Source organism: Synechococcus sp. W70.1 (assembly GCF_047461515.1).
Classification (GTDB): domain Bacteria; phylum Cyanobacteriota; class Cyanobacteriia; order Thermostichales; family Thermostichaceae; genus Thermostichus.
Genome location: NZ_JANSHH010000032.1, coordinates 156979 through 181949, shown reverse-complemented (window position 1 = coordinate 181949; position 24971 = coordinate 156979). Strand labels below are relative to the sequence as shown.

Genomic DNA, 24971 nt, shown 5'->3' with positions numbered 1-24971 from the left:
TTTTCGGTGGAGGTGCAGTTGCAAGCAGGAGAACCCTTGTTGTACCTGAGTTTTGGTACTGACGATAGCAAGGCAAGGGCGGAAGCAGAACAATTGGGCCAGCTTTTGAGGTGTCCAGTAAGGCTGCCGGAGACAACGCCTTAGGCCTAGACTAGACCCCCCTTGGTTTTTGGGGAAGGTGGGGGAGGCAAGATTTGCCAAAGCTGAGATAATGGCATCTGCCCACGCGCTCAAAGCGATCCCCTGTGCTGCCGCGGGCTGTTCTGTGGATTCTGGGGCTGAGCCTGCTTCTGCGCTGTCTGGTCGCGGCTCTGTTGCCGCCAGGCTTTGACGAAGCCTACTACTACCTCTACACTCGTCATCTGGACTGGAGCTATTTTGACCATCCGCCGCTGGTGGCCTGGACGACGGGTTTGGGGCCTGTTTTGACAGGTCAGGTGTCGGCTTTTTCCATCCGACTGGGATCCCTATTGGCCTACAGCGGCTCTTCGCTGTTGCTTTACCTCACCGGAGCGCGGCTCTTTTCGGTGCAGGCGGGGCTGATTAGCCTGGCAACCGTTAGCATCGCACCCATTTTCTGGATTGGGTTTGGGGTGCTAACCCTGCCGGACAGCCCGCTGACGTTGTTTACGGCGGCAACGCTGTGGGTGGCTGCCCAGGAGTTTTTTCCGGCTCCCAAACCGGGGGTCTACGGGTCGGCTCGCTACCGTCCAGGGCCGCGGCTGGCGCTAATGGGCCTTTTGGTGGGGCTGGCCTCTCTGGGCAAATACCACGGCCTGGCGTTGGGGTTTGGCCTGGCGCTCTTTTGCCTGCTCAGCCCAGCCCACCGCTGTGCCTTTAGATCCGGCTGGGCGCTTTTGGCGGCGCTGGGGTTCTTGGCAGTCTTTAGCCCAGTGTTGCTCTGGAACGCCCAGCAGGATTGGATCTCCTTTCGCTTCCAAGGGGGGCGAGCGGTGCCGGAGACAGGCTACCGCCTGCAGGATCTGGCTCTGACGGTGCTGCAGGAAGTTTTTTATCTTTTCCCAACCTTGGGGATCCCTCTGCTGGGGCTGAGCTTGGCTGAGGGCGGGCGGCTGGGGCTAGCTCTCTTCCAGAGAAGACGCCTCGCGGATCAGGAGCTGAGGCACCTTTTAATCCTGGCCTGTGGGCTGCCGCTAGTGCTGGCTTTTACCTTGATGGGGGGCTACCGCCCCATCCTCCCCACCTGGCCCATGCCGGGGTTTTGGGTGCTGAGCCTGCTTTTAGGATCCCGCTGGGAAGGATGGCCAGGAGCAAAGCGGCTCTTGGCGGGGACGGCGGTGGCGGTGGGTCTGTTGGTGGGGGTGGGGCTAGCCCATGTGCGCTACGGGTTGCTGCAGGCGCCCGGCGGCTTGGGCCTGTGGCCAGTGGAACGGGATCCCTCCACTCAGCTCATTGAAATTGAGCAGTTGCGCCGCCAGTTTCAGACGGATCCCCGCCTGACTCAGGCCCTGGAGGCAGTAGACTTCATCTTCACCAATACCTACTTCCTGGGCGGGCAGATCGGCATGGCCTTGGCACCGCTGACGGAGAAGCCCCTCACCTGCCTAGATGAAGATCCGCGGGGCTTTGCCTTTTGGTCTCAGCCGGAAGACTGGCTGGGAAAAGACGGACTGCTAGTCACCTCCACGCTGTTCCAGCCAAAAGCAGGGATCCCAGCCACCTACGGCAACTATTTTGAACACATTGAACCGGTGGCCGAGATCCCTCTGCGGCGGGCGGGTGCAGTGGCGCAGACCTTTCAGGTGTACCTGGCTCGGCAAATGCGTCAGCCCTATCCTCGTCCCTACTCCCGCCGGCGCTAAGAGCTATAGCTTTGGGCTTCATTTGCGGGGAACTCATGCAGACCATCATCATGACCGTGGGCACCTCTTTGCTCACCAACCCGGACAAAAACCTACAGCCGCCGCGGCCGTGGCTAGGGCAAAAGACCATTGGGGATCCAGAACGGGCCTTAGCCTGGATGAGAAAGACCGACCTGGAACTGATCAGCGCCGAAACCAACACCTACTACCGGCTGGACCCCACCCCCCAGGATGCCTTGATTTTGCTTTACTCAGAAACTCCTGAAGGCCAAGAGTGTGCCCAGATTTTGAAGCTCTTTTTTGAGGAAGCCCTGGGCCAACAAGGGGTTTCCCTGGTGCCCCTCCCCGGCATCAACTACGAGCTGGAGGAATCCTCCCTAGAGCGGATGGCCGAGCTGTTGAAACAGTTGGCGGAGAGCGCTAGAGGGCTCGTCACCTTCGCCGCCACTGGGGGGTTCAAAGCCCAGGCCATGGTTATGGCCGTGGTGGGCAGCCAACTGGGGATCCCGGTCTGCTACATCCACGAGCAATACAAGTCTTTGGTGTATCTGCCCCATCTGCAACCGCCAGTCCAGCCTCGGATCCCGCGGGCAAGCTTGCCAGATTCTGGCCGCGATCGCGCCGAGGTCATCCAATTGCGAAGCGAGAGTAGCCACCACCGCCCTCGCAGCTGGGCCAAGGTGGAAAAGCTCCTGCGCGACCTTCCCTGGGTGGATCTGGTTCGCTACGACCCAAACGCCTACGCTGCCCCCAAAAACGGCGTCAAAGCCGCCAACCGCAAAACCGAAGATGGCCGCCACATTCTGTGGATCCATCTGCACGAGAGCCAGGGCACCCACCTTGCCGTCCGGGTAGAGACCACCGGCTATACTCCCGAGCATCTAGAGCAGGCTGCCGCCGAGCTGCGGGAGCGCCTCGGTCGCCTCATTTAGCTTTTGCTCAACTGCTGGGCCACGAGTTGCACGATGGCCTGGGCCGCACCCGGTCTGCCCCCTAGCTGTTGCAATTCCCTCTGCATCCGCTGGCGCCGTTGGGGGTCTGCCAGCAAGGTTCGCATCTGTTCGGCTACCTGGATCGGGCGCAAATGGCCTCGCAGCTCCGGCACCACCTCCCGTCCTGCCCAGATGTTTGGCCAAGCCAGGTAACCCAGCCACCGCAGGGCAATTGTGTTGATGAGGCGAGCTATCCAAGTGCCCAGGCCAGGCAAGCGGGCCAACAGGCCAGGGATCCCGTCCCAGGCGCGCATCGCCTCCAGCTTGTTGGTGGGGATCGCCACCACCATGGGCACCCCCAGATAGGCCAGTTCAGCGGTGTTGGCTCCAACTGTAGTCAGGCAGAGGTCGCAATTGGCTAGCACAGAATAGGCGGGGAAACGGGTCCACAGCTGTACCGTGGTGCCAAAGGGAGTGACGAAGTGGGAGCCTAGGTTGGTTTGTTCCAGGGTGGCGGAGGTGCCGTAGATCACGGCCATATCGGGGTTGAGCTTGGGATGGGCGTAAGCCGCCAGCGACTGAGGGGTCTGGCCAGGAGCCACTGGGATCACGAAGCGGACGTTGGGCAACAACTGGCGCAACTCATCGGCCACCGCCAGCACCAGCGGCACTCCCAGGGAGAGCTTGGCTGGCTTGGAGCCGGGGAGCAGCCCCACCTGGTAGTGGGTGCGGTTGCGGTCGCCAAGACGTTGCCAGCCACGCGGCAGCAAGGCTTCGTCGGCAGGGGGGGGTTCCACCCTTTCCGGTGCCGTTTGCCCCGATTCCGGCTCCTCGATGGGATCGGGGAGGGGCTGGAGGAGGGTGGAAAAGCCTGCCGTCGCTTCAGGAGCAACGCTAGAAGCCGGCGGGGGGAGAAAGCGACTGCTGAGCCAGCCGGGAAGAGGGATCCCCGGCAAGTAGACAGCACTGGCCACTCCATCGGCCATCAGATCCCCGACCACCTGCATCTTGGCAGCCCAGCGGTGGCCCAAGAGGCGTCCCCCGTCGTAGCGGCGTTTGATCTCCTCCGTCCGCACCGCAAAAACGTCTACCCAGGGTCGCCAGCGGGGCCGACGCTCCGCATACACCACCAGACGGTAGCGCAGACGGCGGGCAATCCAGAGTGCAAAAAACTGATCCCCTCCTAGGAACAGCACCACCCCCCGCTTGGCCCAATCCCAGGCTTCTTCGGTCTGACCCGTGAGCAAAAAAGCTAGAAAAAAATCGGGATCCTGAACCCGATCGACCTGGATAAATTCCTCTGCTATCTTCACCTCTTGCCCAGAAGCGTGCGGACAAGGAGAGAGCACCAGGGAAAGACGCGCCTGGGGCAGTTGCTGACGCAACTCTAGGACAACTGGCCGCACCCAGGTGAGCAGCTCGCCGGGGCCGTTGGAGAGGATGAGGATGTCGTAGGGAGGCTGGCCGCCGTTCACTGAGACCCTCAGGGGGCAAAAACTTTGCCGCTATTGTAGGGGATCCCAACGGCTCCCAGCCCTTGCCCAGGGTTCAACTCCAAGGAGGGCCACAGCTTTTGTCCAGCTGACTTTGCAACCACCCTTGGATATCCCGCAAACTTTCTGGGGAAACCTCGTGGCCCATTTCGTACTCCCGATAGGTCAAGCGCAGGGGCAGCAAGGCAAAGTAGTCGCGGATCTGGCGGCCGAAAGCCACAGGCAAAACGGTATCGGCGGTGCCGTGAACCACGAGGACGCTCAAGTGTTGCATCCGGGCTGGCTCCACCGCCTCGGCTAGGATCTCCGGTGAAAGGCGACCGCTTATGGCCACTACGCCAGCCAGCTTCTCCGGCCGGGTTAGAGCCAGATATAGGCTCATGATCGCCCCCTGGCTAAACCCCAGCAAATAGACCCGGGCCGGATCTAGAGAAATGTCGGCCATCCCCTGGGACAGAACCTGCTCCAGAAAGTGGCTGACAAGCTCCCGGCTGCGGCGGGCTTGCTCGGGATCCCCCGCCAGCCCTTCCGGCGTCCAGGCCATTTCAAACCAGGCAAAGCCACCCGCCCCCCAGGGAAGCGGCGCCCTTAGGCTAATCACCGCTAGGCGGGGATCCAAGTAAGGGGCCAACTGGAGGAGATCCCCCTCATGGCTGCCGATCCCGTGCAGCATCACCAACACAGGAGCAGATCCCGGCCCGGCCTGGCGGGGCGGTTGAAGGCGGTAGACAAGGGGCAGAGGGGAAGACAACGCGATCCTCAAAAATTGAGACCAATACCGCCTAGGCCCAATCCCGAGGCTGGCGCAGCACTTCGTAGAGCTTGGCTTCCCAGCTATCGGGCGGCGGCTCGTAGCCGTATTCCCAGCACACCAATGGCGGCAACGACATCAGGATCGACTCGGCACGACCTTGGGTCTGGAGACCAAAGACCGTGCCCCGGTCGTAGACGAGGTTAAACTCCACATAGCGCCCGCGCCGGTAGAGTTGGAACTGTCGCTCCCGTTCCCCCCATTCCATCCCCTGCCGCCGCTCCACAATCGGCACATAGGCAGGCAAGAACGCCTCGGCACAGGCTTGCACCAGCTCAAAGAGATGCTCCCAACTGCGGGATCCCACCCGCGCCTGGAGTGGCAGCGGCTCAGCCACAAGCTGTTCGGGATCCGCCTCTGCCTCACCCTCAGGGCGGTAGAGCAGCCCGGGCCGGTCGTCTTGATAGTCAAAGAAAATGCCGCCAACGCCGCGGGCCTCGCCCCGATGGGGCAAGAAGAAGTAGCGGTCGCACCAGATCTTGAAAGTTGGGTAGTAGACCGGATCCAGACGGTCGCAGGCCGCTTTGGCGGTGCGGTGAAAATGAGCCGCATCCTCCTCAAACAAGTAGTAGGGGGTGAGATCCATGCCGCCGCCAAACCACCAAACCGGCCCCGCCTCGAAATAGCGGTAGTTGAGGTGAACCGTCGGCACATAGGGGTTGCGGGGATGCAACACCATGGAGGTACCGGTGGCGTAAAAGGGATGCCCCGCTGCCTCGGGGCGATGTTTCAAAATCGAAGGGGGCAGCTGGGAGCCAAATACCTCGGAAAAATTGACCCCTCCTTGCTCGAACACGCCTCCTTGCTGGATGACCCGCGAGCGACCGCCTCCCCCTCCAGGGCGTTCCCAGCTGTCTTCCCGAAACTTGGCTTTGCCATCCAGCGCTTCCAGACGAGCACAGATCTCGTCCTGGAGATACCGCATAAACTGGCCTACCCGTTGACGAGCATCCGTTGGTGGTGCTGTCGGGCTTGCGGTTAGCATCGTAGTCTTCCCAATCTCTCGAAATAGACGAACTAAGGCTTTTGCCTGCAGCAGACCTAAGTCTCAAGCCCCCAGGCGCGGAGAACCCTTTTGGCATCTAGGCCATCTCTAGATTTTAAGTGGGAACGACCTCGTGGGGGCGGAGCCTTGCCCACTTGTTCCGCTCCTCACGAAAGCTCTGGCAGGCCACCACATCCCACTCCATCTCAGTGCCGCCGTTGCGGATGTTGACGTTGATCTGGGGTCCTTGCGGCTCAAAATCTGGCGTCAGGGTGAGGTGGGGCTGTTGGTGCTGCGCTTCCACGGCGTGATAGGTGGTGCAGCGATCCACGTAGTAGCAGTGAATACAAATACACATGGCTGCTGCCTACCAGAAAGCGTCTGCGATCTCGACGATAGCATCCTGTCTTCGGGAAGACGGAGGATCCGGCTTCCTCAGCCGATTCTTGAGACATTTCTTAGGAAAGAGAGGCGTCTCCCCTTCTCTCGTCTAAAATCTCAAGATACTCATATCCACCCGTAAGGCTAAGGCTTGGTTCCCGGTCAGGATCAAGCCAGCCAGGCTATCCCGAGGAATCGCCATGAACACCCACACCCGCTACCGCTTTATCTGTACCCTCTCCTTTGGGGATATCTACGGCCAGATCATTGTTTGGCTAATCGTGATTTTTGCTGGCCTGGGCGCCGCCCTCTCTCTGATGAATAGCCCTCTCTACGCCTTCCTCACCATCGCGTTGATCTTGGTCATCTCCCTGCCTTTTCTGCTCTTTGCCTTCGTGACAACATTGCTCAACCACATCGAGTTTGTGGCTGTTCCTCCTGAGGAAGAAGAGGAAGAGCGCGCTGTGGCAGCCAAGTCGCCAGTGGCTGTCAGGTAACAGCCAGTTGGATCCTCTCCTGCTGGCCCACGGATGCTAGGGGTTGGCAAGCCGCCTTGCTGGCCGGCGGGTCTTGGTTCTCAATGCTTGTTTAATTTTTGCTACAGTTTGTTGCAGCCAGCCCTCCAAGCCCTGGCCCCCAAGGTCTGTCTCAGTGCCGATGGGTGGGCCGACCAAAAGAAAAGGCGAGCCGGCGGGGTTTAGGTCGAGAGAGGGCTGCCGGGCAGTTTGGGAAAGCAGGTGTTTGGTGGTGACGAAGGCGATGGGAAATGACTTGGCCCAGCTCGACTACTGGGTGTACCGGCTGGCGCGGCTGCTGAGCGAATACCTGAATTTGGGGGAGTTGGTTGCGGTTTCCACCGGATCCCTGGAAGAGGAGCCGCTGGCTCCCACTCAGTTTTCTGCCTGCTGAACCGGATCTGGCGTCAGCGACCGGGATCCCCTAGGCTAGGTAACCTGTCTCCCGTTGCCTCCCCTATGCGGATCCCTTACTGGTGGCCACAGCTCGGCTTTCAGTTCTGGCTGATCTTTATTGGTCGGCTGCTCTCCCAAACTGGAACCGGTTTTACTCTGTTCTACACCACCCTCTTTTTCGTCAACCAGGTAGGGCTAACGGCCACTCAGGTAGGTTTGGGCCGGGGCATGATGGCCTTTGCTGGCGTGCTTGGCCGCCTCCTCGGGGGATCCATGGCAGACGGAGCTTGGGGCCGCCGCTCCACTTTGATCCTCTCGCTGGCCATTTCCGCTCTGGGCTCCTTTGGCTTTGCCCTTTCCCATGGCTTCTGGAGCTTTGCCCTGGCCAACCTGGCGGCAGGGTTTGGGCAGGGCCTCTATTGGCCGCCGGTGGAGGCAGTGGTAGCGGATCTAACCACGCGCGAGCAGCGCAACGAAGCCTATGCCCTAAACCGCCTGGGGGATAACTTGGGCCTGAGCCTTGGCGCCGCCATGGCCAGCGTCCTGGTAGCTCTGACGAAGAACTACCGCCTCCTGTTTGTTATCGAGGGCCTCACGTACTTGGCTTTTCTAGCCCTGCTCTGGCTTTGCGTTCAGGAGACTCGAGTAGCTCAGCCGGCGGCAGAGCCTCTGTTGGCAGGCTGGAAAGTTGCCCTGCGGGATCGCCCCCTATGGGTGTTCGCCCTGGCCAACATTTTCTTCACCACCTACATTGCCCAACTCAGCAGCAGCTTGCCCCTTTACTTGCGCAAGGGAGCTGGGATCCCTGAGGTGCAGATTGGCCCGTTGTTTGCTCTGCACGGAGCCATCGTTGCCCTGCTGCAGATACCAGTGGCCCGCCGGCTGAACCGCCTCACCCGCATCCAGGGTTTACAGGGATCCGCCCTGATGTGGGGGCTGGGATTTGGGTTGGTTTGGCTCAGCGGCCCAGCAGCACAGTTGGGAGCGATGCCGGCCATAGGGATGGCGGCCTTGGCCTTGGCGGTGCTCTCCTTGGCCCTGGCGAGCTACAACCCCTCAGCTTCGGCGCTGGTGGCAGATTTGGCCCCAGAGCATCTGCGGGGGGTTTATCTATCGATCAACTCCCTCTGCTGGGCAGCAGGCTTTGCCGTTGGGCCGCTAATCGGGGGGGTGGCTCTGGATCTGCCACCTCCTTGGGCGGGTGGGCTGTGGCTCTTTTGGGTGGCCAGCGTCGGCCTAGTTTGGGGAATCCTTAGCTTTTTGGACAGCATCCTACCCTGCAGAGTCAATGCGGCAACGGTCTCTCCGCCGCCAGCGGCTGTTCCCCTACACAACGCAGAGCCCTGAGGCTGGATCCCGGTCGGTTTGTTAAGCTGATGTTACCTTCAACCCTCGAAGCATGCGTCGCATTTGCATCCTTGGGGGCGGCTTTGGCGGGCTGTATACAGCCCTGGAGCTCATCCGCCGGCCTTGGCCGGAGCCGCCGCAGATTACCCTGGTGGATCGTCAGGAGCGCTTTGTTTTTGCTCCTTTGCTCTACGAGTTGCTCACCGGCGAGATGGAAGAGTGGGAGGTGGCCCCCCGTTTCCAGGATCTGCTGCCGGAAGGGGTAGCGTTTTGCCGCGGCGCGGTGCAGTCGGTTGACCTCCAAGAGCACCGCGTCTTCCTGGCAGAGGGGCAGACCTTGGAGTACGACGCCCTGGTGCTGGCGCTGGGAGGGGAAACTCCCCTGCAGGGCGTGCCGGGAGCAGCGGAGTTTGTCTTTCCCTTCCGCACCCTAGCCGATGCCCAACGGCTGCGGGCCCACTTGCAGACCCTAGAAGCGCGGGATCCGGCTCAGGCCATTTACCTAGCTATTGTGGGGGCAGGGGCCAGCGGCGTAGAGCTAGCCTGCAAATTGGCTGACCGGCTGGGATCGCGCGGCCAGATCCGTCTTATTGAGGTGGGATCCCAGATTTTGCCGGGTTTTGCTCCCTCAAGCCGGAAGGCAGCCCAGGCGGCGCTGGCCCAACGGCGGGTGCAGGTGGAGCTGCAGACCAAGGTACTTGGGATCGAGGCTACGGGAGAAAACGGCGCTCCTCCCTTTCGTCTGCAGCGGCAGCGCCTGGCAACTCAGGAGATGGCTGTTGACTTGGTCGATGCTGTGCTTTGGACAGTCGGCACCCAACCAGCGGCGGCCATTGCTAACTTGGATTTGCCCAAAAACGAGCGGGGCCGCCTGCAGGTTCTGCCCACTCTCCAAACGCCCACCTTTCCCGAAGTATTTGCCCTGGGCGACGGAGCAGCGGTGGTGGATGCCACAGGACAGCCCGTACCTGCAACTGCACAGGCAGCTTTCCAAGAAGCGGGCTACTGCGCTTGGAACCTGTGGGCTCTGCTCACCCAGGAGCGGCCGCTGTTGCCGTTTCGCTACTTTTCGCTGGGGGAGATGCTCAGCCTAGGGGCGGATACGGCAGTAGTCTCGGCCTTGGGCGGCCTTACCCTAACCGGCCCCCTGGGCTACCTAGCGCGGCGAGTTGCCTACCTCTTCCGCCTGCCCACTCTAGAGCACCAGCTCAGGGTGGGGTGGAGCTGGATGACCCGCCCGCTGTGGCAGGCGCTAGGATCCCTGGAGCTGACGGGAGCGCTCGTAGGCCGCCCGCACCGCCTGCATTAGGGCCCCTCGCACCCCTGCCTGTTCCAGGACTTGGAGGCCGGCAATGGTGGTGCCGCCGGGGCTAGTGACCTGGTCTTTGAGCAGGGCGGGGTGCAGCTGCTCCTGCTGCAGGAGGGCAGCAGTGCCTGCCAGGGTCTGCACCGCCAGTTGGGTGGCGATGGGGCGCGGTAGGCCCACCCCTACGCCGCCGTCGATGAGCGCTTCCAGGATCACTGCCAAATACCCTGGCCCCGATCCTGACAGGGCGGTTACCGCATCCATCTGGCTCTCCGGCACCGTCACCACCTGGCCTACAGCCCGAAACAACCTTTCCACCAGATCCCTTTGCTGAGGCGTCACCCCTGGCCCGTAGCAGATAGCCGTGATCCCTGCCCCCACCAGTGCCGGTGTGTTGGGCATGGTGCGCACCACCTTTTGCCGGGGAAAAGCCTGCTGCAACTGCTGCAAAGGGATCCCGGCCATAATAGAAATGACCAACTCTGTGGCCGCCGGCTGCCCTATCTCTGCCACTACCTGCGGAAAGACCTGGGGCTTGACGGCCAAAAATAAAATCTCGGCCTCCCCCGCCTCCGAGGGATCGGCCAATAGACGAATGCCAAGCTCTTGCTGGAGAGCGGTGGCCCTGTCCTTATCGACCTCCCGCAGCGCCATCTGCTTTGGAGAATAAACCCCTGCCGCCACCCAGCGGCGCAGCAGGGCAGATCCCATAGCTCCGCCCCCAATGACACTCAGCAGCGGTTGCTCCATCGCAGCTAGTGCTGGCCTACCGCCTGCAGGTGCTCATAGCCGCTGGGCCAGAGAGGGGTAGGGCTTTGCAAAGGGCGCTGCAGCGGCTGCATAACTTGGCTACTGGGGGTGGAGATGGTGACGGTGCTGGGGGTGAATAAAAAAATATTCTCCCCAATACGCTCCTGATGGCCGTCAATAGCGTAGGTGCCGCCGGCAACAAAGTCCACCGAACGCTGCGCCTCGGCGGGATCCATCAGGCTTAAGTTCATGATCACCGTTTTGCGCTCGCGCAGGTATTGGATAACCTGGGCCATTTCATCAAAGCTGCGCGGCTCCAGCACCACTACTTCATTGGTCGGCTGGCTGACGCCAGGCAATCCAATCACCTTGCTCCCCATACCACTCCCTCCTGAGCGCTCCCGAGGAGGCTGACTGCGCCGATGGCCACGCGACTCTTCCCGATGGACAGGCCCTTCGCCAGCTTCTACTGAGCGCTGCCGCCGTCCCCGCCAGGGGTGCTCTACCTCCTCCTCACTAGAGGTGGCCGATGCAGAACGGTGTCTTTCGTAGAGAAGTTGGTAGTCGTCCTGCCCATCCATCTCCGATTCAGAGTACTCCTCCAGGTTATCCGCGGGATCATTTAAGCCCACAAAGTCCTTTACCCTGCTCCAGATTCCACTGACATTCATCCCTTGCATCCTCACTACCTACCCTACATCTACAGCAAGCTCGGCGTTTAGACCCGCGATCTTGTTGAGCAGAGGCCCAAGCTAGGAAACGTCCTTCATATTCTCTTTCAAGAGACTAAGGAGGCCTTTGGGCAAGAAGCTGCCAACGCCAGCCAAGTAACGCAGGTCTCCCCCTCTAAAGAGCCCTGCAGAGCAATCCTAGAGGGGCACAGCTTCAGAAAAATTTAATCACAACTCAAGGGCTTCATAAAGTTTGCATCTACCGACGCTCGGCATTGGCAAACAGAGCGCGTCCCAGCCGAATCAAGTTGGAGCCTGCCGCCACTGCCAGCAGGTAGTCGTCGGACATCCCCATGGAGAGGGTGCGTAGCTGCAGGCGCTCGTAGCCGCTTTGCCGAATGGACTCAGCAAGCTCAGCGAGTTTACGAAACAGTTCCAAGGCGGCCTCTGAGCTAAGGCCGAGCGGCAGAATGGTCATCAGGCCCACAATTTCCACCTGCAGCAGCTGATTGAGCTGAGGCAGGCTCTGCAGCAGGTCGGGGACAAGCCAGCCGAATTTGTTGGGATCCGGTGCCAATTTCACTTGCAGGCAAAGCTTGGGGGTGAGGTGGAGCTCCCCCGCTTTTTGGTCAATCAGCTTGGCCAGGCGCAGGCTGTCGACGCTGTCAATCCAGGCAAATTGCTTGAGGGCTGGCTTTACTTTATTGGTCTGGAGGTGTCCAATCAGGTGCCAGACAATGTCGGTCAAATCCTGCAGCTGCGCCTGTTTGACGGCTGCCTCTTGCACCCGACTCTCGCCGAAGTGGCGGATCCCGGCTCGATAGGCGGCGCGGATGTGGTTGACGCTGTAGCCCTTGCTCACCGCCATGATCTCCACCTGCTCTGGGATCTGGGCTCGGACAGCCTGAATGCGGCTGTGGATGAGCTCCTCGTCAACTAGGGGCGGCGGCAAAGAAGGCGAGGACATGGCTGGGGGCATTAGGAAGCTGGCAACACCGAGAGTCCAGTCTTTAGGGGAGCTTAACCCAAAGCGGCGGCTAGGATCTGATAGGCCAGCTTGGCGACAGTAAAAGCGCTGCGGCGGTCGGTTTCTCGCTCCCCGGTAACGGCCAGCTCCACCACGTCGGCGCCAACAATCTGCCGCTGCTGCCCCAGCGCCCGGATCAGCTCCACGGTTTCCCACCAGCTCAGCCCACCGGGCTCAGGGGTGCCGGTGGCCGGCACGACCGCGGGATCGAGGCCGTCTACATCCACCGTCAGGTAAACCTGGGCTCCCAGCGTGGCAATCACCTCTGGGATCCACTCCTGAGCTGGCTTGCTGTGCAGGCTGTGGGCAAAGAAGGTGTGCAGGCGGTACTTGCGGATGGCCTGGCGGTCTTCGGCGCAGATAGAACGGATCCCCACCTGGGTAAGGCGGCTGCCCACTTGCTCGACTACCCGAGCCATGGCCGAGGCGTGGGAGTAGCGGGATCCCTCGTAGCTATCTCTAAGGTCGCAGTGGGCGTCGATCTGCAGCACGTGCAGCTCGGGGTAATGCACCAAGTGGGCAGCAATCAAGGGGCCAGTGATGGAGTGCTCGCCGCCAATGGAGAGCAAAAACCGCCCCGGCCTAACCCACTCGGCAGCGCGGCGCTGAATTTCGGCCATGGCCAGCTCGTGGGTATCCAGCCCCTCGAACTCTACCGGCGGCGCCGTCCAGTAGCGGGAGATCTCTTCGCGACAGTCGGGGCGGAGGGCCGGCTGGCAGTCCCTCAGCTCGTCGTAGATCTCCACGTAGGCCGAAGCCTCTAGGAGCGCTTGGGGGCCCTTGGCGGTGCCTTTTCCGTAGGAGGTGGTGGCCTCGTAGGGGACAGGCAAGAGAATGGCGTGGGCTACCTCTGGATCCGACTCGGGCAGGCCCAGAAAAGGCAGGGGGGAGCGATACATAGCAAAGGTACAGGAAGGGATTCCTATTGTATTGAACGAAGATCCCTTGTGGGATGAAGACAAAACCCCTACACTAGTGGCTAGACAGCGGCTCCTTGGCTCTCTCTCCATTCTGTCTCTTTGGACAAACTGACCTGACGCTTCTATGACACCTGCCTCTCAAGCTGCTCTTTTTGACGCTCTTGCCCAGCGCCGTGCCCTCAAGATCATCAGCGGCCTGCAGAACTTTGACCTGGAGTCCGTGCTGAAAATTGCCCGTGCTGCCCAGCAGGGAGGGGCCACCTGGGTAGATATTGCTGCCAGTCCCGAGTTGGTGCAGGCGGTGCGGGCTCAAGTAGATCTGCCCATCTGCGTGTCGGCAGTGAATCCGCAGCAGTTGGCTGTTGCGGTGCAAGCAGGGGCTGACATGGCCGAAATTGGCAACTACGACAGCTTTTACCCCTCAGGCCGCGTCTTCTCCGCAGAAGAGGTTTTGGAGCTCACTCGCCAAACCCGCTCCCTCCTGCCGCGCACCCTCCTATCGGTAACCGTTCCCCACACGCTGCCTTTGGATCAGCAGGCGGAGCTGGCGGAGAAACTGGAAGACCTGGGAGCTGACTTCATCCAAACCGAGGGCAGCACCAGCGCTGAGCCGCGCCATAGCGGATCCCTGGGCCTCATTGAGAAGGCTGCCCCCACCCTAGCTGCCACCTATGAGATTAGCCGAGTAGTTTCCGTGCCGGTCATCTGCGCCTCCGGCCTCTCGACGGTAACGGTGCCCCTAGCCATCGCTGCTGGGGCCTCGGCGGTGGGGGTGGGCAAAGCTGTCAGCCGCCTCCAGGACGAGGTGGCCATGGTGGCCCAGGTGCGGGCGCTCAAGGAGGCTCTGGCTGGCGCGCGGGTGCCAGCGCTGGTTTGACATTGCTGGGAAAGTCTTTTTCTTGGGGTGGCCATCGCCACCTCTTAATTTTGGGACAATCTAAGGGCAGGCTAGAAAGACAGCTTCTGGAAGAGCTCGGCAAGCGGCAACTGGAAGCCAGGGATCACCTCCTCCCCATCGAGGATATCTGCGGACTTTAGCAGGCGATCTGGCTCGTGAGCAGAGCGATAGACCAACACGTAGCGCTGAGTTGGGCTGATGACCCAGACCAAGCGGGCACCGTTCTCGAAATAGTCGGCAATTTTCCCCTCGATTTCCTCTACGGTGTTGCTAGGAGATAGCACTTCAACGGCCAGATCCGGAGCCCCTTCCAAAAAGCCAGTGGGCAGCTCGGCCATCCCTTGTAAGCGTTCCCTGGCAAAGAAGGAAATATCGGGCGATCGCAGATTTCCACTCTTCATCCTGAAAGCGGTGCTGGAATCGAACAGGGCGCCTAGCTTCTTGGCCTTGACAACTGCAAAAAGAGCTGAACTTAGAGTGATAGTAAGATTTCCATGCAGTGCCCCTGCACTTCCCATGTCTACCAGTTTTCCATTGACAACCTCATAGCGGTGCCCATCTTTAGGCAGCGCCATGAGTTCCTCATCAGCCCAAACCTTTTTTTCCTGTTGGACTTCTTTTTTGGCTTCGGTTACTGCGGCCATCGAAAGACTCCTTGGGAGTGATCACTCTGGGCAACGATGTTGAATAGCCTTCCCCAGATGCCGATATGAATCTGGCCTGAAATGGCTCCGCCCTAAATTGCAAGCCCATGTTATCAATCCTGGGGAGGAATACAGGCCGGTCAAAGCTTGACGAAATTGTAGGGAGCAGTGAAATTGTTGTAGCGGATGCGCAGCCGTCCCTGAAAAGCTTGATCCAGCTCCTCCACTTTTTGGGCAAAAGCCGGCTCATCTTCCCAGTTAATGAGAAAAGCGCTGTTGTAGGCCATGTTCTCGGTAAGCAGCTTTCCTTCCACACAATCGCTGGCAAGGGGAGCAAGGGCAGCCGTGAAGGTGTGGGCAATATGCTGGCGTCGCTGCTCCAAAAGTTGCTCCAAAGCCCGTCCCATTTCCACGACGGCCTCCAGTCCCAGCGGAGTGCCAGCCAGCTCGTCGCGGCGGGCTTTCAGGGCGGGGTTTTCTTCTAACCCCAACTGGAGCTCTCGCTCGGGATCCCAGAAGACTTTTACCCCCACCTCCCGCTTGCCCTCTAGGCGCTGCAGCAAGGCCAAGAGCTCGGCCAGGCGTGGCTTGACCAGATCCTGCTCCACCTGATCCCAACTGCTCACTACTAGGCCAAACTGCAGTGGCAGTAGGGTGCGATGGCCCTCATTCATGACGCTTTCCAAAACGGCCTCATGAGCCAGCAGGTTGGCCCGGCTAGCCAGGTAACGCTCCTGGCAGGTTTGGGAATAGAGGAAGGCCAGGGATCCGAGCACGTGAACCCGCACCGGCTGCCCGTCCAAGCCGACTACATTCAGGTGGCGCGGGCCAGGGGCGGCAACGATCCCGTAGAGGTAGAGGGCGCTAGCGGGGTTGGGACTTGCCGTTGCCATGGCTGCGGGCATCTCCAATGAGCCAGGTAAGATTGGACTCCTCCGTGTCGATGGCATTGCCGTCTGAGGAAATGCAGTAGCGGCCCATCACCATCTGGTGGCGCAGGGTTACCCCTGCAGCAATTTGGGTGTAGTTGAAGATGAGGCTGGCATCCAGCGTACACCCCTCGTTTAAGACACAGCCGTAGCCAATGGCCGTGGGGCCGATGAGCTTTACCCCGTCTGCCAGGTAGGTGCTGGCCCCGATGTAGACTGGCGGCTCGATGTGGATGCGATCCCAGTTGGCACGGATGTTGATCCCTGTCCAGACGCCGGGCCGAATCTGGATCCCCGGTACCTTGACGCCCTTGATCTCCCCGCGCAGCACCTTTTGCACAGCCAGCCAGTAATCGTGGGTACGGCCAATGTCCACCCATTGGAAGTCAGCCTTGACGCCGTAGAAGGGGGCACCGACTTTAACCAAAGTAGGGAAGAGATCGCTGCCGATGTCGTAGGGACGGCCAGGAGGAATATAGTCAAACACCTCTGGCTCAAAAACATAGATGCCCGTGTTGATGGTGTTGCTAAGGGCCTCTTCTCGCCTTGGCTTTTCCTGGAAAGCCGTAACCCGACCCGTTTCATCAGTAACCACCACCCCATAGCTGGAGACCTGGCTGGGATCCACCTCCCGCAGCACTACCGTGGCCAGCGCCCCCTTGGACTTGTGGAAATTGACCACCTCGGTCAGGTTGAGGTCAATCAAGGCATCGCCGCAGAGCACCACGAAGGTGCTGTCGAAAAAGCCGGAGAAATCCTGGATCTTGCGCATACCGCCAGCGGATCCTAGAGGCTCGGCCACCGGCTGGCCGTTCTCAAAATGGCCCTCGAAGGAAAAGCCAATGTGTACTCCCCACTGCTGGCCATCCCGGAAGTAGTCCTCAATTTGGTGGGCGAGGTGGCTAGTGTTGATCATGATCTGGTCAAAGCCATGTTCCCGCAGCAGCTCCACCAAAAACTCCATGACAGGCTTGTGCAAAATGGGAATCATCGGCTTCGGCATCATGTAGGTAATGGGCCGTACCCGCGTTCCCTTGCCGGCTGCCAGGATCATGGCTTTCATGCCTTTGTCCCTCCTCCGGGTTCCCGTGTTCTGACTTTACTACCCCAGGATTGGCTTTCTAGGTGAGAGGCGAGACTAGCCCTCTAGCTCCTATTCTCACAATGAGACGGCGCTCCAGCTCAAGGTTGTCAGCTCTGCCGAGCAGCCCCACCGTAGCCGCCCAGATCTTCAAAGTTAGTTGGGCAAAGGTCTACTGCTAGCTCAATCAAGAAAACACTTGGCTGCCCTGCCGCAAAAAAGGTTAACGCTGCAGAACCTTGAGACCTTGCCAGGCCAGGAACAGAAGGGATCTGAAAAACAAACCCCCCAAAAGGGGGATCTCAGCTTCTAGAGAGGCTACTGAGGGGCAGCGGCTAGAGCTTTAGAAGACTTCCTCTCTGGTTTCTCCGCTGCAACTTTTGCTAAGAGAGAGCGCAAGCTGGGAAAAAGAAAGTGATTTTCTTCAACGTACTGGGCACCAAATAGTCCTTTCTCTGCCCAAAAGAAGCGGTCAACGGTATGTTCATTTCGTCGAACCAAGATAAGCGCTGGCGGCTGAATAGAGTTTTCCTGAATGTACCTTCGAGCGGCAGTAACAGACTTTTCTTCACCACTGTCTAGCTTATACTGAGGAACAAGATCTAAAATTTTGCGCCCTTCCAAGCGGCGGCGGCTCTTACGCTTTCTTTTCCTGACCAATGTAAGCCTCCCACAGAAAGATTACGAAACAGTCGCAAAGAATATATCAAGATTGCTTAAGAAAATCAATAGTCCTCGCCGTTTTTTGCCGTCATCTTTTGCAGAGGCAAAAAGCTTGCACTAAGAGGTCTTGTACAGCAACCTACCTTCATTGCTGCCCAAGAGCCCTAAAATGCAAAGAACAACCCCAGCAGAGCAAATAGCCAAGCCCCACTATGGGCAACTCCCCAGCTTAGAAGGGGAGCAGCTGACTGTAGACCGGCAAACCTAGCTTCGCCGAAAGGAGTAATCCTTGGCGGACTTCCTCACGATTCTACAACCAATCCCCTACTTTATACAAGATACTAGTCCAGGTCTCCTGCCTTGCGCTAAACCCTTAGTGCAGAGACCAAACCTCCTGCTACCCTGTCTCCAGGCAGGACTGTGCCAGTAGGGTTTCGGGCTGTCTTTAGTTACTAAGGAATTTTGGCCATGAGGAAATTGACGTTTCTAGTGGGTTTGGGACTCAGCTTTGGTGCCCTGACCGTTTGGGCCCAGGGATCCAAAGGCTCTACCCCGATCCCCAGTCCTACTGCAACAGCTACCCCGGCTAGAGGAGCGGCTCCCAGCCCGCAGGTTTCTCCCTCTTTGACTGCAGCTCAGGTCACTGACGCGCAGGTGGAGCAGTTGGCGCGCATTTTGTTGGAGCTGGATCCTCTGATTCGCGAAGCTAGCGCCCAGCTGCGAGAAACCCAAAACGAAGCTGAGTATGAGAAGATTATGCAGCGTACTGAGGCCCAGGCCAGCCGCATTGTCGAGAAGCAGGGGCTGACGGTGGCCAAATACCGTGAGCTGATGACCTTGGCCAACGAGGATCCCACCCTAAATCAGCGAGTGCGGGTGCGCCTGCAAGAGCTCCTCCAACAAAAAAGATCCTCAGCTTCCCCCCAAGCAGCTACACCAACCCCTACACCTTAAGCTGACATGACCCCTCCGCCTGAAAAGCCTAACTTGGGATCCCTGCGAGCTGCGTTGAACCTTGCCCTGTTTTTCTTTTTGTTGGTGCTGGTTTCCTACTTAAGCCTTAACTTCCTCCTGGCTTTGGTGAGCAAGCTCAGCTAGCAGACTCTCCAAGAGCCTTTTGTCTTGGGCACTGGGAAAGATACACTGGATTTACAAGGCTTAACACCTTTTCTCAGTGACTGTCCATGAGCCCCCCTTTTTGGTTTGCCAGTTCAGCGGGATCCGCCATGCCCTATCTGGAATCTCCCCCTAGGCTGACTTTGCCCCGCCAAGAGGCGGGCTGGAGGCGCTGGTTGCGCTACCTGTATTTGCGCCTGCTGCGGATGCAATCTTCTCCCGAAGAAATTGCCCGGGGCCTGGCGGCAGGGGTCTTTGCCGGTTGTTTTCCCATCTTCGGCTTCCAAACCCTAGCTGCCCTGCTGCTGGCAGTTCCCCTGCGGGGCAACAAGCTGGTAGCGGCTGCAGGAACCTGGGTGAGCAACCCTCTTACCTATGTGCCCATCTATGCGTTTAACTACCGGGTTGGGCAATGGCTACTGGGATCCACGACGGCCTTTGCCCCTGCGGAACTGGCGGCACCCCAAAACTGGATGCAGTGGGGCCTGGAGGTGTCGGGCACGCTTTTTGTTGGCTGCGCCTTTGTTGGGTTTTGGGGAGCTTTGGCCAGCTATTTTCTTGGGCTGTGGCTGGTACGCCGGATCCGCCAGCGGCGGAGAATAAGCCGATGGGGGCAGAGTCTGTGAGGGGCTAGAAGGCGGTCAATGCTAAGTCAGGCAGAGATCCCTGCCTGTCCCAGCCTAGGAATTGAGGGAGTGTTAGAGAAGGGAAGGGTTTGACGATGGAAGATATGCGGTCGCTGTTAACCAACCTGGGCCGCCGCTCTCAGCGCTGGAGGCAACAGTTGGGATCTGCCCTCCAGACAGGCATGAGCCAGCTTGCCCAAGCTGCACAGCCAATTGTATTGCTCTCGCCGCGGGAGCTGGAGAAGATGCGGCGGGCCTGCCGCCTGGCGGCGGATTTGCTCAAGCACCTGGAGCCGATGGTGCAGCCGGGAGTAACCACGCAAGAGCTCAACGACGAGGCCGAGCGCTGGACGCGGGCCCAGGGTGCTAGAAGCGCCCCACTGGGCTACCACGGCTTTCCCAAGTCCATCTGCACCAGTGTCAACCACGTTGTCTGCCACGGCATTCCTAGCCCCAAGCAAATCCTGCGCGAAGGGGACATTATTAATATCGATGTCACTCCCGTTTTGGATGGCTACCACGGCGATGCCTCCAAAACCTTCTTTGTGGGCAAGCCCTCCGAGCGAGCCCGGCGCCTGGTGGAGGTGGCCGAAGAATGCCTGCGGCGAGGCATTGCTGCGGTAAGACCCGGGGGCCGCGTGGGGGACATTGGAGCAGCCATCCAGGAGTACGCCGAGTCCCAGGGCTACAGCGTGGTGCGGGACTTTGTCGGCCACGGGGTGGGACGGCAGTTCCACACCGCCCCCCAGATCCCTCACTACGGCGAGCGAGGAAAGGGGGAAAAGCTCCGCCCGGGCATGGTGTTTACCATTGAGCCAATGATCAACGAGGGCACTTGGGAGGTGAGGGTGCTCTCCGACGGGTGGACAGTGGTAACGGCAGACGGCAAGCTTTCTGCCCAGTTTGAGCATACTGTTGCTGTCACTGAAACCGGCGTGGAGATCCTGACGTTGCCTTCCTCCAGTTAGGCTCCCTATGAGTGCGGATCCCCGCCTGCGCCTCTCCTCTGAGAATCTGGTGCTGCTGTTGGCAGCAGCCGTGGGCCTGGGCACGGGCCTAGGGGTGGTTGGGTTTCGCTATTTGATTGGCTGGTGTCGCCATCTCTTCCAAGAGCTTCTGCTCGGCAACCTTGCCAAGGCTGTCCAACCCTATGGCCTGGAGCAGTTGGGATCCTGGGTCCCGGCTTTGGCACCGCTCTTGGGAGGCCTCTTGATTGGCGTGCTGAAGGTGGCTCTGCCTCTTCCCAACTTCAGCCTCTCCAGCTTGGTAAGTCCTAGCCAAGCCTTCCGCCCTCGGCCAAGCTGGATCCCTCTTAAGCTCGTGGCTGCTGCCATCTCCTTGGGGGCGGGAGCCTCTCTGGGTCCGGAGGCTCCTAGTGTGGAAAGCGGCGCCCTGCTGGGATCCCTGGTAGGGCAGAACCTCCGTCTTGCGCGGGAGCGGGTGCAGCTATTGATGGCTGCCGGGGCGGCAGCGGGCTTGGCGGCGGGGTTTAACGCACCGATTGCAGGGGTGTTCTTGGCTTTGGAGCTGGCCCTGGCCCGCTCTTTTACCACCTCTGCGGTCAGCGTGGTGGTTCTGGCGGCAGTGGTCTCCGCTCTAATTGCTCAAGTGGGGCTGGGAGCGCAGCCGGCCTTTCTGCTGCCAACCATTACGCAGCCGGCTTTTGTCTTGCCTGCCTACGAGCTTCACAGTCTGCTGGAGGTGCCGCTTTATTTGGGCTTGGGCTTTTTGGCCAGCTTGGTCTCCCTGGCCTTTAGCTATGCCCTGGAGGGGGGCAAGCAGCTATTTAGCCGCATGGCGGCCTGGCCAACCTGGAGCAAGCCCATTCTGGGCGGTGCTATCCTCGGCGGTGTTGGCCTCTGGATCCCGTTAGCGCTGGGGGTGGGCTACGAGACCATTGAGTCGATCTTGCAAGGGGTGCCCTTTTCCCTTGGCCAGTTGGGCTTGCTGTTGTTGGGCAAGGTATTCCTCAGCGCGGTGAGCTTGGGCAGCGGCTTTGTCGGGGGCACCTTTGCCCCGGCTCTGTTCCTGGGGGCGGTGTTGGGAGCAGGCTATGGCCAGGTGGTGGGAAGGGTCTTGCCTGCTTTTGCCCTCTCTCCCCCTGCCGCCTACGCCATGGTGGGCATGGGGGCGGTACTGGCAGCCAGCGTGCGGGCTCCCCTGACGGCAATTCTGCTGCTGTTTGAGATGACGCGGGACTACCACATTGCCCTGCCGGTGATGGCGGCGGTGGGCTTGAGCATTTGGCTAACGGAGCATTTGCACCCGCCAGTTGTTTACCCTTCCGCCCGCCGCAGGCAGGAGCCCAAGGGCCTAACAGTTCAAGAGGTCATGGTGCCTCCTTCTCTGCTGCTGCAACAGGATACGCCTCTGCGAGAGGCCCTGGAGCGTTTGCTGCAGCAAAAGTGCCACAGCGCTTTGGTGGTGGACAGGCAAGATCGGCTGCGGGGCATCCTCACCCTGGAAGACCTCGAGCGGGCCTTAGCCCACAGGGGAGCTGGAGAAGTGGCCGAACTGACGGTAGAGCAGGTCAGCCAGTCGCCTGTGCTCACCACTTTCCCCGACGAGGCGGTGGCGGTGGCTGCCGAGCCGATGTACGAGTACGATCTGCGCCAGTTGCCGGTGGTTTCGCGGGAGGATCCGGAGCATGTGGTTGGCCTCCTGGATCGGGAGCGGGTGTTGCTCTCCCAAGAGATTGAATCTGTGCGGCAAGTCCTCGAGCCGGAAGTTCCTGCCTCAGAGGGGAGCGAAAACGGGATCCCTTCTTCCCCTAGGCCGGCAGAGTAGGGATCAGCGCTGCTGCAGCAGGGCGGAGGGGCATTCGTGGTGCAGGGGGCAGTGACCGCAGTCGGGCAGGCGCGCCTTACAGAGGCGTTTGCCCAGCCGGATGAGGTTGACGTGTAGGGAATAAGCCTTGCCTGTCGGGATCCGCGGCAACAGTTGGGCAAAGGTGTCGTCGGGATGTCTGGCCCGCACCAAGTCAAGACGGTTGGCCACCCGATGCACATGGGTATCCACCGGGCAGAGATCTCGGCCCAGGCCAAACAACAGCACACAGGCGGCTGTCTTCAGTCCCACCCCCTTCAGGGAGAGGAGATAGGCCAGAGCGTCCGCGTCGTCGAGATCCCGCAAAAAGTCGAGGCTCAGGGATCCCTGGCGCTGGACAATGGCAGCCAGAATCTCCCGAATGCGGGCTGCTTTGAGTTGGGCCAGGCCGCCAGGACGGATCACCTGGGCCACCTCGGCCGGGTTGGCAGCCAAGACAGCTTCCCAGGAGGGAAAAGCGGCTTTGAGGGCGCGAAAGGCGCGGCTGCTGTTGTGGTCGGTGGTGTTTTGGGAGAGGATTGTGCCCACCAATTCGTCCAAGAGGTCGGGATAGAGAGGCAGGCCGTCGGGGCTGCAAGGACGTTGGGGGACGCCAAAGCACTGTTCCAGGCGCGCCAACAGCAATTCCACCGCGATGGTGCTGGGAGGACGAGGCTCCAGCTGGGCTGAGGTGTCGACGGCTGCGGCAGAAGGGTCCCGATCCCATCTCGGCTGTACCACGGCTGGCCTCCTGGGAAAGTTAACGGGCGGAATCTCGGCAGATCTCCTGAAGCAGGCCGGCAACTGCCTTGCTGGCAGGGGGAGGAGCTGTCGCCTTCAAGTTAGCGGCCATTTGGGCAACCACCTGGGGCTGATCCAGCCAGCTCAGCGCCGTTTGCCGCAGCAAGTCCAAATTCTCTTCAGACTCTCGCAGGACCACTCCCCCACCTCGCTCCACAAAAGCCAGGGCGTTGTGATACTGATGGTCTTCGGCGGCAAACGGATAGGGGATCAAGATGGCGGGGGTGGCGGTGGCCCACAACTCTGCCAGGCTGAGGGCGCCAGCTCGGCTGATGGCAAAAGTTGCCCGCTGCAGCAGAGCGGCCACATCGGTGCGGAAAGGAAAAGCGCGGTAGCGGGGGTGGGAAGGGATCCCGACCTCACTGCCGCCGGTCAAATGCACAATCCAGGCCCCTGCCTCCAACCAGGCCGGGGCACAGGCGGCCACCAGGCGGTTCAGGCCCTGCGCTCCCTGGCTCCCCCCCATCACCACAATCAAAGGATCCCCCTCTGGAATGGGCAGATCTGCAGGCAAGGGCTGAGGCTGATAGAACTCTGGCCGCACCGGCGTGCCAACCACCCGGGTAGCTACTCCTGGCAAATGCTCCGCTGCTTCCGCCAGGCCCAAGGCTACTACCTGGCAAAACCTTCCCAGCCAGCGGGTTACCTTGCCCGGGATACGGTTAGACTCGTGCAGCAGCACCGGCACTCCCAGCGAGCGAGCTGCCAAGATGGCCGGGGCAGCGATGTAGCCACCGGTGGTCAACACAGCGTCAAACCGTCCCTCCCGGAGGATCTGCTGCACCTGCCGCGTTGCTCGGGCCAACTGGATTAGGGAGCCCAGCTTTTGCAAAGGGGATCCCTGCCAGCCCCACATGGTGACCCGATGCAGCGGGTAGCACTCTGGCACCAGTTTCTCCTCCAGCCGCTGCGGCACTCCCAGCCATTCGATCTGCCAGGTGGGCAACTGCTCAGCAACAGCTAGGGCTGGAAAGATGTGACCTCCGGTGCCACTGGCTGCCACCAGCAGCCGCGGTGGGGAAGCGGGATCCCTGCCGGTTCTCTTCACCCTTGCCCTGGGATCAGGAGCTGCCGTAGCCGACGTAGCGCAGAAGCGTGCCTCGCTGCCCCAGGATAAACCCTCGGTCGGGGCCGAAAAACTCGATGCTGTAGAAATTGGCGGGAATGCTGCTCAACTTTTTGGCCTCCTCCCAGGTTTTGCCACCATCAGGGCTGTGGATCAGCGTGCCGCCGCCCCCCACCACCCAGAGGTCGTGGTCGTTTTGGTAGGCTGCATCGAGATAGCCAAAGCTAAGGGCTCGCCCGGGTCGCAGAGGCTTAGACCATTTGCCAGAGGTAAAGTCGTCGGTAAAGGCAATTTCTGCCCCCTGATTCAGTTTCCAGGCACTGCCGTTGGGGCCAAAGCCCATGTTCTGGATGCGGCGAGAGCTCTCCCGCAGATAGGGCTTCCAAGCTTGGGTTGCAGGCGTGTACAAAAAGTAGAAGCTGCCGCGCGAGGAAACGGCTAGGTACTCCCCTCCAGGACCGCGGGCAATGTTTTTGATTGCCCCAATCGGCTCCTCCACCTGGGCGTGCCAGGTCTGTCCCCCATCTTCTGTGCGGTAGATGGCTCCCACATTGGTTACCATTTCGGCAGCGCCAGGGCCGAGGGCGTGGATCAAGAGGGGCTCTCCTGGCAGTTGCTTGCTAAGGCGAATCAACGTCCAGTCCGCTCCCTCATTCAAGGTGTGCAGCAGGATCTTCGGCTGCCCCACTACCCACCCTTCTGCCCCGGCAAAGCTAATCGATCTCAAGTAAGCCTCGGGCTCTAGAGCCGACAACTGGCGCACTTGCCAGTGCAGACCGCCATCTTGAGACTCCAGCAGGGTTGCCTTGTCGCCCACCAGCCAGCCATGAGAAGGGTTAGTGCCGGTGAAGGCAATATCCAGCAGGATGCTCTGCGTGGGCACCTCCACCTGTTCCCAGGGCACCACCTTCATCTCTGGCATTCCCGCTGCCATCAGCAGGAGCGAGAAGGCAGCCAACAGCACTAGTCTCAGGAGCTTCACCAT

Annotated in this window: 27 protein-coding genes; 12 read left to right on the top strand and 15 right to left on the bottom strand. The window is 60.3% G+C overall.

The annotated features are described in order from the left end of the window. Positions 1 to 245: 245 nt before the first annotated feature. Together NW808_RS08900 and NW808_RS08895 are read left to right on the top strand one after the other, a co-directional pair. Complete coding sequence (locus tag NW808_RS08900) at positions 246 to 1823, top strand: ArnT family glycosyltransferase (RefSeq protein WP_414420952.1); 1578 nt, start codon at positions 246 to 248, stop codon at positions 1821 to 1823. Positions 1824 to 1858: 35 nt separating this feature from the next. Continuing rightward, a complete protein-coding gene (locus NW808_RS08895) occupies positions 1859 to 2755 on the top strand; it encodes a putative CRISPR-associated protein (RefSeq protein WP_414420951.1) in 897 nt (298 codons plus the stop codon). Here NW808_RS08895 and NW808_RS08890 read toward each other — a convergent pair. The 4 genes from NW808_RS08890 to NW808_RS08875 all read right to left on the bottom strand — a co-directional run bounded on the left by NW808_RS08890 (position 2752) and on the right by NW808_RS08875 (position 6402). Further along, positions 2752 to 4230 carry a hypothetical protein gene (locus tag NW808_RS08890; RefSeq protein WP_414420950.1) on the bottom strand — a complete coding sequence of 493 codons (1479 nt, stop codon included), beginning with the start codon at positions 4228 to 4230 and terminating at the stop codon, positions 2752 to 2754. The two genes, NW808_RS08895 and NW808_RS08890, sit on opposite strands and share 4 nt — an antisense overlap. Before the next feature lie 73 nt (positions 4231 to 4303). Further along, positions 4304 to 4999: an alpha/beta hydrolase gene (locus tag NW808_RS08885; protein ID WP_414420949.1), complete on the bottom strand. Its 696-nt coding sequence runs from the start codon at positions 4997 to 4999 to the stop codon at positions 4304 to 4306. Between the two features lie 31 nt (positions 5000 to 5030). Beyond that, positions 5031 to 6044: an oxygen-dependent coproporphyrinogen oxidase gene (hemF, locus tag NW808_RS08880; protein WP_414420948.1), complete on the bottom strand. Its 1014-nt coding sequence runs from the start codon at positions 6042 to 6044 to the stop codon at positions 5031 to 5033. Between the two features lie 115 nt (positions 6045 to 6159). Next, the gene (locus NW808_RS08875; protein WP_414395204.1) at positions 6160 to 6402 is read right to left on the bottom strand and encodes a Ycf34 family protein; all 243 of its coding nucleotides are present in this window, start codon (positions 6400 to 6402) and stop codon (positions 6160 to 6162) included. Between the two features lie 223 nt (positions 6403 to 6625). On the opposite strand from NW808_RS08875, the gene NW808_RS08870 reads away from it, so the two are divergent. From NW808_RS08870 to NW808_RS08855, 4 genes are all read left to right on the top strand, one after another. After that, positions 6626 to 6922, top strand: coding sequence for a hypothetical protein (locus NW808_RS08870; protein ID WP_414395562.1), 297 nt, complete (start codon positions 6626 to 6628; stop codon positions 6920 to 6922). Between the two features lie 262 nt (positions 6923 to 7184). After that, entirely contained in the window at positions 7185 to 7334 is a 150-nt protein-coding gene (locus NW808_RS08865) for a hypothetical protein (protein ID WP_414420947.1), read from the top strand. 65 nt (positions 7335 to 7399) lie between these two features. Beyond that, entirely contained in the window at positions 7400 to 8683 is a 1284-nt protein-coding gene (locus NW808_RS08860) for an MDR family MFS transporter (protein WP_414420946.1), read from the top strand. Positions 8684 to 8735: 52 nt separating this feature from the next. After that, positions 8736 to 9992, top strand: coding sequence for an NAD(P)/FAD-dependent oxidoreductase (locus NW808_RS08855; RefSeq protein WP_414420945.1), 1257 nt, complete (start codon positions 8736 to 8738; stop codon positions 9990 to 9992). On the opposite strand, the gene proC is transcribed toward NW808_RS08855, so the two are convergent. From proC to speB, 4 genes are all read right to left on the bottom strand, one after another. Further along, on the bottom strand, positions 9936 to 10739 hold the full coding sequence (gene proC / locus NW808_RS08850; RefSeq protein WP_414411525.1) for a pyrroline-5-carboxylate reductase: 804 nt from the start codon (positions 10737 to 10739) through the stop codon (positions 9936 to 9938). The two genes, NW808_RS08855 and proC, sit on opposite strands and share 57 nt — an antisense overlap. Before the next feature lie 5 nt (positions 10740 to 10744). Further along, the gene (locus NW808_RS08845; RefSeq protein WP_414410172.1) at positions 10745 to 11320 is read right to left on the bottom strand and encodes a cell division protein SepF; all 576 of its coding nucleotides are present in this window, start codon (positions 11318 to 11320) and stop codon (positions 10745 to 10747) included. Between the two features lie 349 nt (positions 11321 to 11669). After that, positions 11670 to 12377: a YggS family pyridoxal phosphate-dependent enzyme gene (locus NW808_RS08840; RefSeq protein ID WP_414405757.1), complete on the bottom strand. Its 708-nt coding sequence runs from the start codon at positions 12375 to 12377 to the stop codon at positions 11670 to 11672. A gap of 53 nt (positions 12378 to 12430) precedes the next feature. Further along, entirely contained in the window at positions 12431 to 13336 is a 906-nt protein-coding gene (gene speB, locus NW808_RS08835; RefSeq protein WP_414410141.1) for an agmatinase, read from the bottom strand. 145 nt (positions 13337 to 13481) lie between these two features. Here speB and NW808_RS08830 point away from each other — a divergent pair, with 145 nt between their 5' ends. Beyond that, on the top strand, positions 13482 to 14234 hold the full coding sequence (locus NW808_RS08830) for a DUF561 domain-containing protein (RefSeq protein ID WP_414410140.1): 753 nt from the start codon (positions 13482 to 13484) through the stop codon (positions 14232 to 14234). Positions 14235 to 14305: 71 nt separating this feature from the next. Here the strand turns inward: NW808_RS08830 and NW808_RS08825 are convergent, their stop codons facing one another. The 4 genes from NW808_RS08825 to NW808_RS08810 all read right to left on the bottom strand — a co-directional run bounded on the left by NW808_RS08825 (position 14306) and on the right by NW808_RS08810 (position 17569). Then, entirely contained in the window at positions 14306 to 14830 is a 525-nt protein-coding gene (locus NW808_RS08825; RefSeq protein WP_414420965.1) for a Uma2 family endonuclease, read from the bottom strand. 209 nt (positions 14831 to 15039) lie between these two features. Next, positions 15040 to 15792 (bottom strand): GvpL/GvpF family gas vesicle protein, encoded by a 753-nt coding sequence (locus tag NW808_RS08820; RefSeq protein WP_414420944.1) that lies wholly within the window; start codon positions 15790 to 15792, stop codon positions 15040 to 15042. Further along, entirely contained in the window at positions 15764 to 16891 is a 1128-nt protein-coding gene (locus NW808_RS08815; RefSeq protein ID WP_414410138.1) for a sugar phosphate nucleotidyltransferase, read from the bottom strand. The genes NW808_RS08820 and NW808_RS08815 overlap by 29 nt, the downstream gene beginning before the upstream one ends. 336 nt (positions 16892 to 17227) lie before the next feature. Continuing rightward, positions 17228 to 17569 carry a DUF3155 domain-containing protein gene (locus NW808_RS08810; protein ID WP_414405762.1) on the bottom strand — a complete coding sequence of 114 codons (342 nt, stop codon included), beginning with the start codon at positions 17567 to 17569 and terminating at the stop codon, positions 17228 to 17230. A 471-nt stretch (positions 17570 to 18040) separates the two neighbouring features. On the opposite strand from NW808_RS08810, the gene NW808_RS08805 reads away from it, so the two are divergent. From NW808_RS08805 to NW808_RS08785, 5 genes are all read left to right on the top strand, one after another. Continuing rightward, complete coding sequence (locus tag NW808_RS08805) at positions 18041 to 18526, top strand: DUF4168 domain-containing protein (protein WP_414410137.1); 486 nt, start codon at positions 18041 to 18043, stop codon at positions 18524 to 18526. Positions 18527 to 18532: 6 nt separating this feature from the next. Further along, the gene (locus NW808_RS08800) at positions 18533 to 18670 is read left to right on the top strand and encodes a hypothetical protein (RefSeq protein ID WP_414410136.1); all 138 of its coding nucleotides are present in this window, start codon (positions 18533 to 18535) and stop codon (positions 18668 to 18670) included. 128 nt (positions 18671 to 18798) lie between these two features. Then, on the top strand, positions 18799 to 19314 hold the full coding sequence (locus NW808_RS08795; RefSeq protein ID WP_414405764.1) for a DUF2062 domain-containing protein: 516 nt from the start codon (positions 18799 to 18801) through the stop codon (positions 19312 to 19314). A 182-nt stretch (positions 19315 to 19496) separates the two neighbouring features. Then, positions 19497 to 20282, top strand: a complete 786-nt coding sequence (map, locus tag NW808_RS08790) for a type I methionyl aminopeptidase (protein WP_414395566.1) — start codon at positions 19497 to 19499, stop codon at positions 20280 to 20282. Between the two features lie 7 nt (positions 20283 to 20289). Beyond that, positions 20290 to 22101 (top strand): chloride channel protein, encoded by a 1812-nt coding sequence (locus tag NW808_RS08785; protein WP_414420943.1) that lies wholly within the window; start codon positions 20290 to 20292, stop codon positions 22099 to 22101. Positions 22102 to 22104: 3 nt separating this feature from the next. Here NW808_RS08785 and NW808_RS08780 read toward each other — a convergent pair whose 3' ends face one another. The 3 genes from NW808_RS08780 to NW808_RS08770 are packed head-to-tail and all read right to left on the bottom strand — an operon-like array spanning position 22105 to position 24971. Beyond that, positions 22105 to 22860 carry an endonuclease III domain-containing protein gene (locus NW808_RS08780; RefSeq protein WP_414420942.1) on the bottom strand — a complete coding sequence of 252 codons (756 nt, stop codon included), beginning with the start codon at positions 22858 to 22860 and terminating at the stop codon, positions 22105 to 22107. 19 nt (positions 22861 to 22879) lie between these two features. Further along, a complete protein-coding gene (gene murG / locus NW808_RS08775; protein ID WP_414420941.1) occupies positions 22880 to 23968 on the bottom strand; it encodes an undecaprenyldiphospho-muramoylpentapeptide beta-N-acetylglucosaminyltransferase in 1089 nt (362 codons plus the stop codon). A 13-nt stretch (positions 23969 to 23981) separates the two neighbouring features. Then, positions 23982 to 24971, bottom strand: coding sequence for a photosynthesis system II assembly factor Ycf48 (locus NW808_RS08770; RefSeq protein WP_414405768.1), 990 nt, complete (start codon positions 24969 to 24971; stop codon positions 23982 to 23984).

Coding starts and splice junctions, on each gene's coding strand:
- hemF (WP_414420948.1), bottom strand. CDS start 6,044: ATGCTAACCGCAAGCCCGACAGCACCACCAACGGATGCTCGTCAACGG.
- NW808_RS08800 (WP_414410136.1), top strand. CDS start 18,533: ATGACCCCTCCGCCTGAAAAGCCTAACTTGGGATCCCTGCGAGCTGCG.
- NW808_RS08860 (WP_414420946.1), top strand. CDS start 7,400: ATGCGGATCCCTTACTGGTGGCCACAGCTCGGCTTTCAGTTCTGGCTG.
- map (WP_414395566.1), top strand. CDS start 19,497: ATGAGCCAGCTTGCCCAAGCTGCACAGCCAATTGTATTGCTCTCGCCG.
- NW808_RS08865 (WP_414420947.1), top strand. CDS start 7,185: ATGGGAAATGACTTGGCCCAGCTCGACTACTGGGTGTACCGGCTGGCG.
- NW808_RS08770 (WP_414405768.1), bottom strand. CDS start 24,971: ATGGTGAAGCTCCTGAGACTAGTGCTGTTGGCTGCCTTCTCGCTCCTG.
- NW808_RS08840 (WP_414405757.1), bottom strand. CDS start 12,377: ATGTCCTCGCCTTCTTTGCCGCCGCCCCTAGTTGACGAGGAGCTCATC.
- speB (WP_414410141.1), bottom strand. CDS start 13,336: ATGTATCGCTCCCCCCTGCCTTTTCTGGGCCTGCCCGAGTCGGATCCA.
- NW808_RS08785 (WP_414420943.1), top strand. CDS start 20,290: ATGAGTGCGGATCCCCGCCTGCGCCTCTCCTCTGAGAATCTGGTGCTG.
- NW808_RS08820 (WP_414420944.1), bottom strand. CDS start 15,792: ATGGCAACGGCAAGTCCCAACCCCGCTAGCGCCCTCTACCTCTACGGG.
- NW808_RS08805 (WP_414410137.1), top strand. CDS start 18,041: ATGAGGAAATTGACGTTTCTAGTGGGTTTGGGACTCAGCTTTGGTGCC.
- NW808_RS08870 (WP_414395562.1), top strand. CDS start 6,626: ATGAACACCCACACCCGCTACCGCTTTATCTGTACCCTCTCCTTTGGG.
- NW808_RS08845 (WP_414410172.1), bottom strand. CDS start 11,320: ATGGATGGGCAGGACGACTACCAACTTCTCTACGAAAGACACCGTTCT.
- NW808_RS08825 (WP_414420965.1), bottom strand. CDS start 14,830: ATGGCGCTGCCTAAAGATGGGCACCGCTATGAGGTTGTCAATGGAAAA.
- proC (WP_414411525.1), bottom strand. CDS start 10,739: ATGGAGCAACCGCTGCTGAGTGTCATTGGGGGCGGAGCTATGGGATCT.
- NW808_RS08795 (WP_414405764.1), top strand. CDS start 18,799: ATGCCCTATCTGGAATCTCCCCCTAGGCTGACTTTGCCCCGCCAAGAG.
- NW808_RS08855 (WP_414420945.1), top strand. CDS start 8,736: ATGCGTCGCATTTGCATCCTTGGGGGCGGCTTTGGCGGGCTGTATACA.
- NW808_RS08815 (WP_414410138.1), bottom strand. CDS start 16,891: ATGAAAGCCATGATCCTGGCAGCCGGCAAGGGAACGCGGGTACGGCCC.
- NW808_RS08875 (WP_414395204.1), bottom strand. CDS start 6,402: ATGTGTATTTGTATTCACTGCTACTACGTGGATCGCTGCACCACCTAT.
- NW808_RS08895 (WP_414420951.1), top strand. CDS start 1,859: ATGCAGACCATCATCATGACCGTGGGCACCTCTTTGCTCACCAACCCG.
- NW808_RS08830 (WP_414410140.1), top strand. CDS start 13,482: ATGACACCTGCCTCTCAAGCTGCTCTTTTTGACGCTCTTGCCCAGCGC.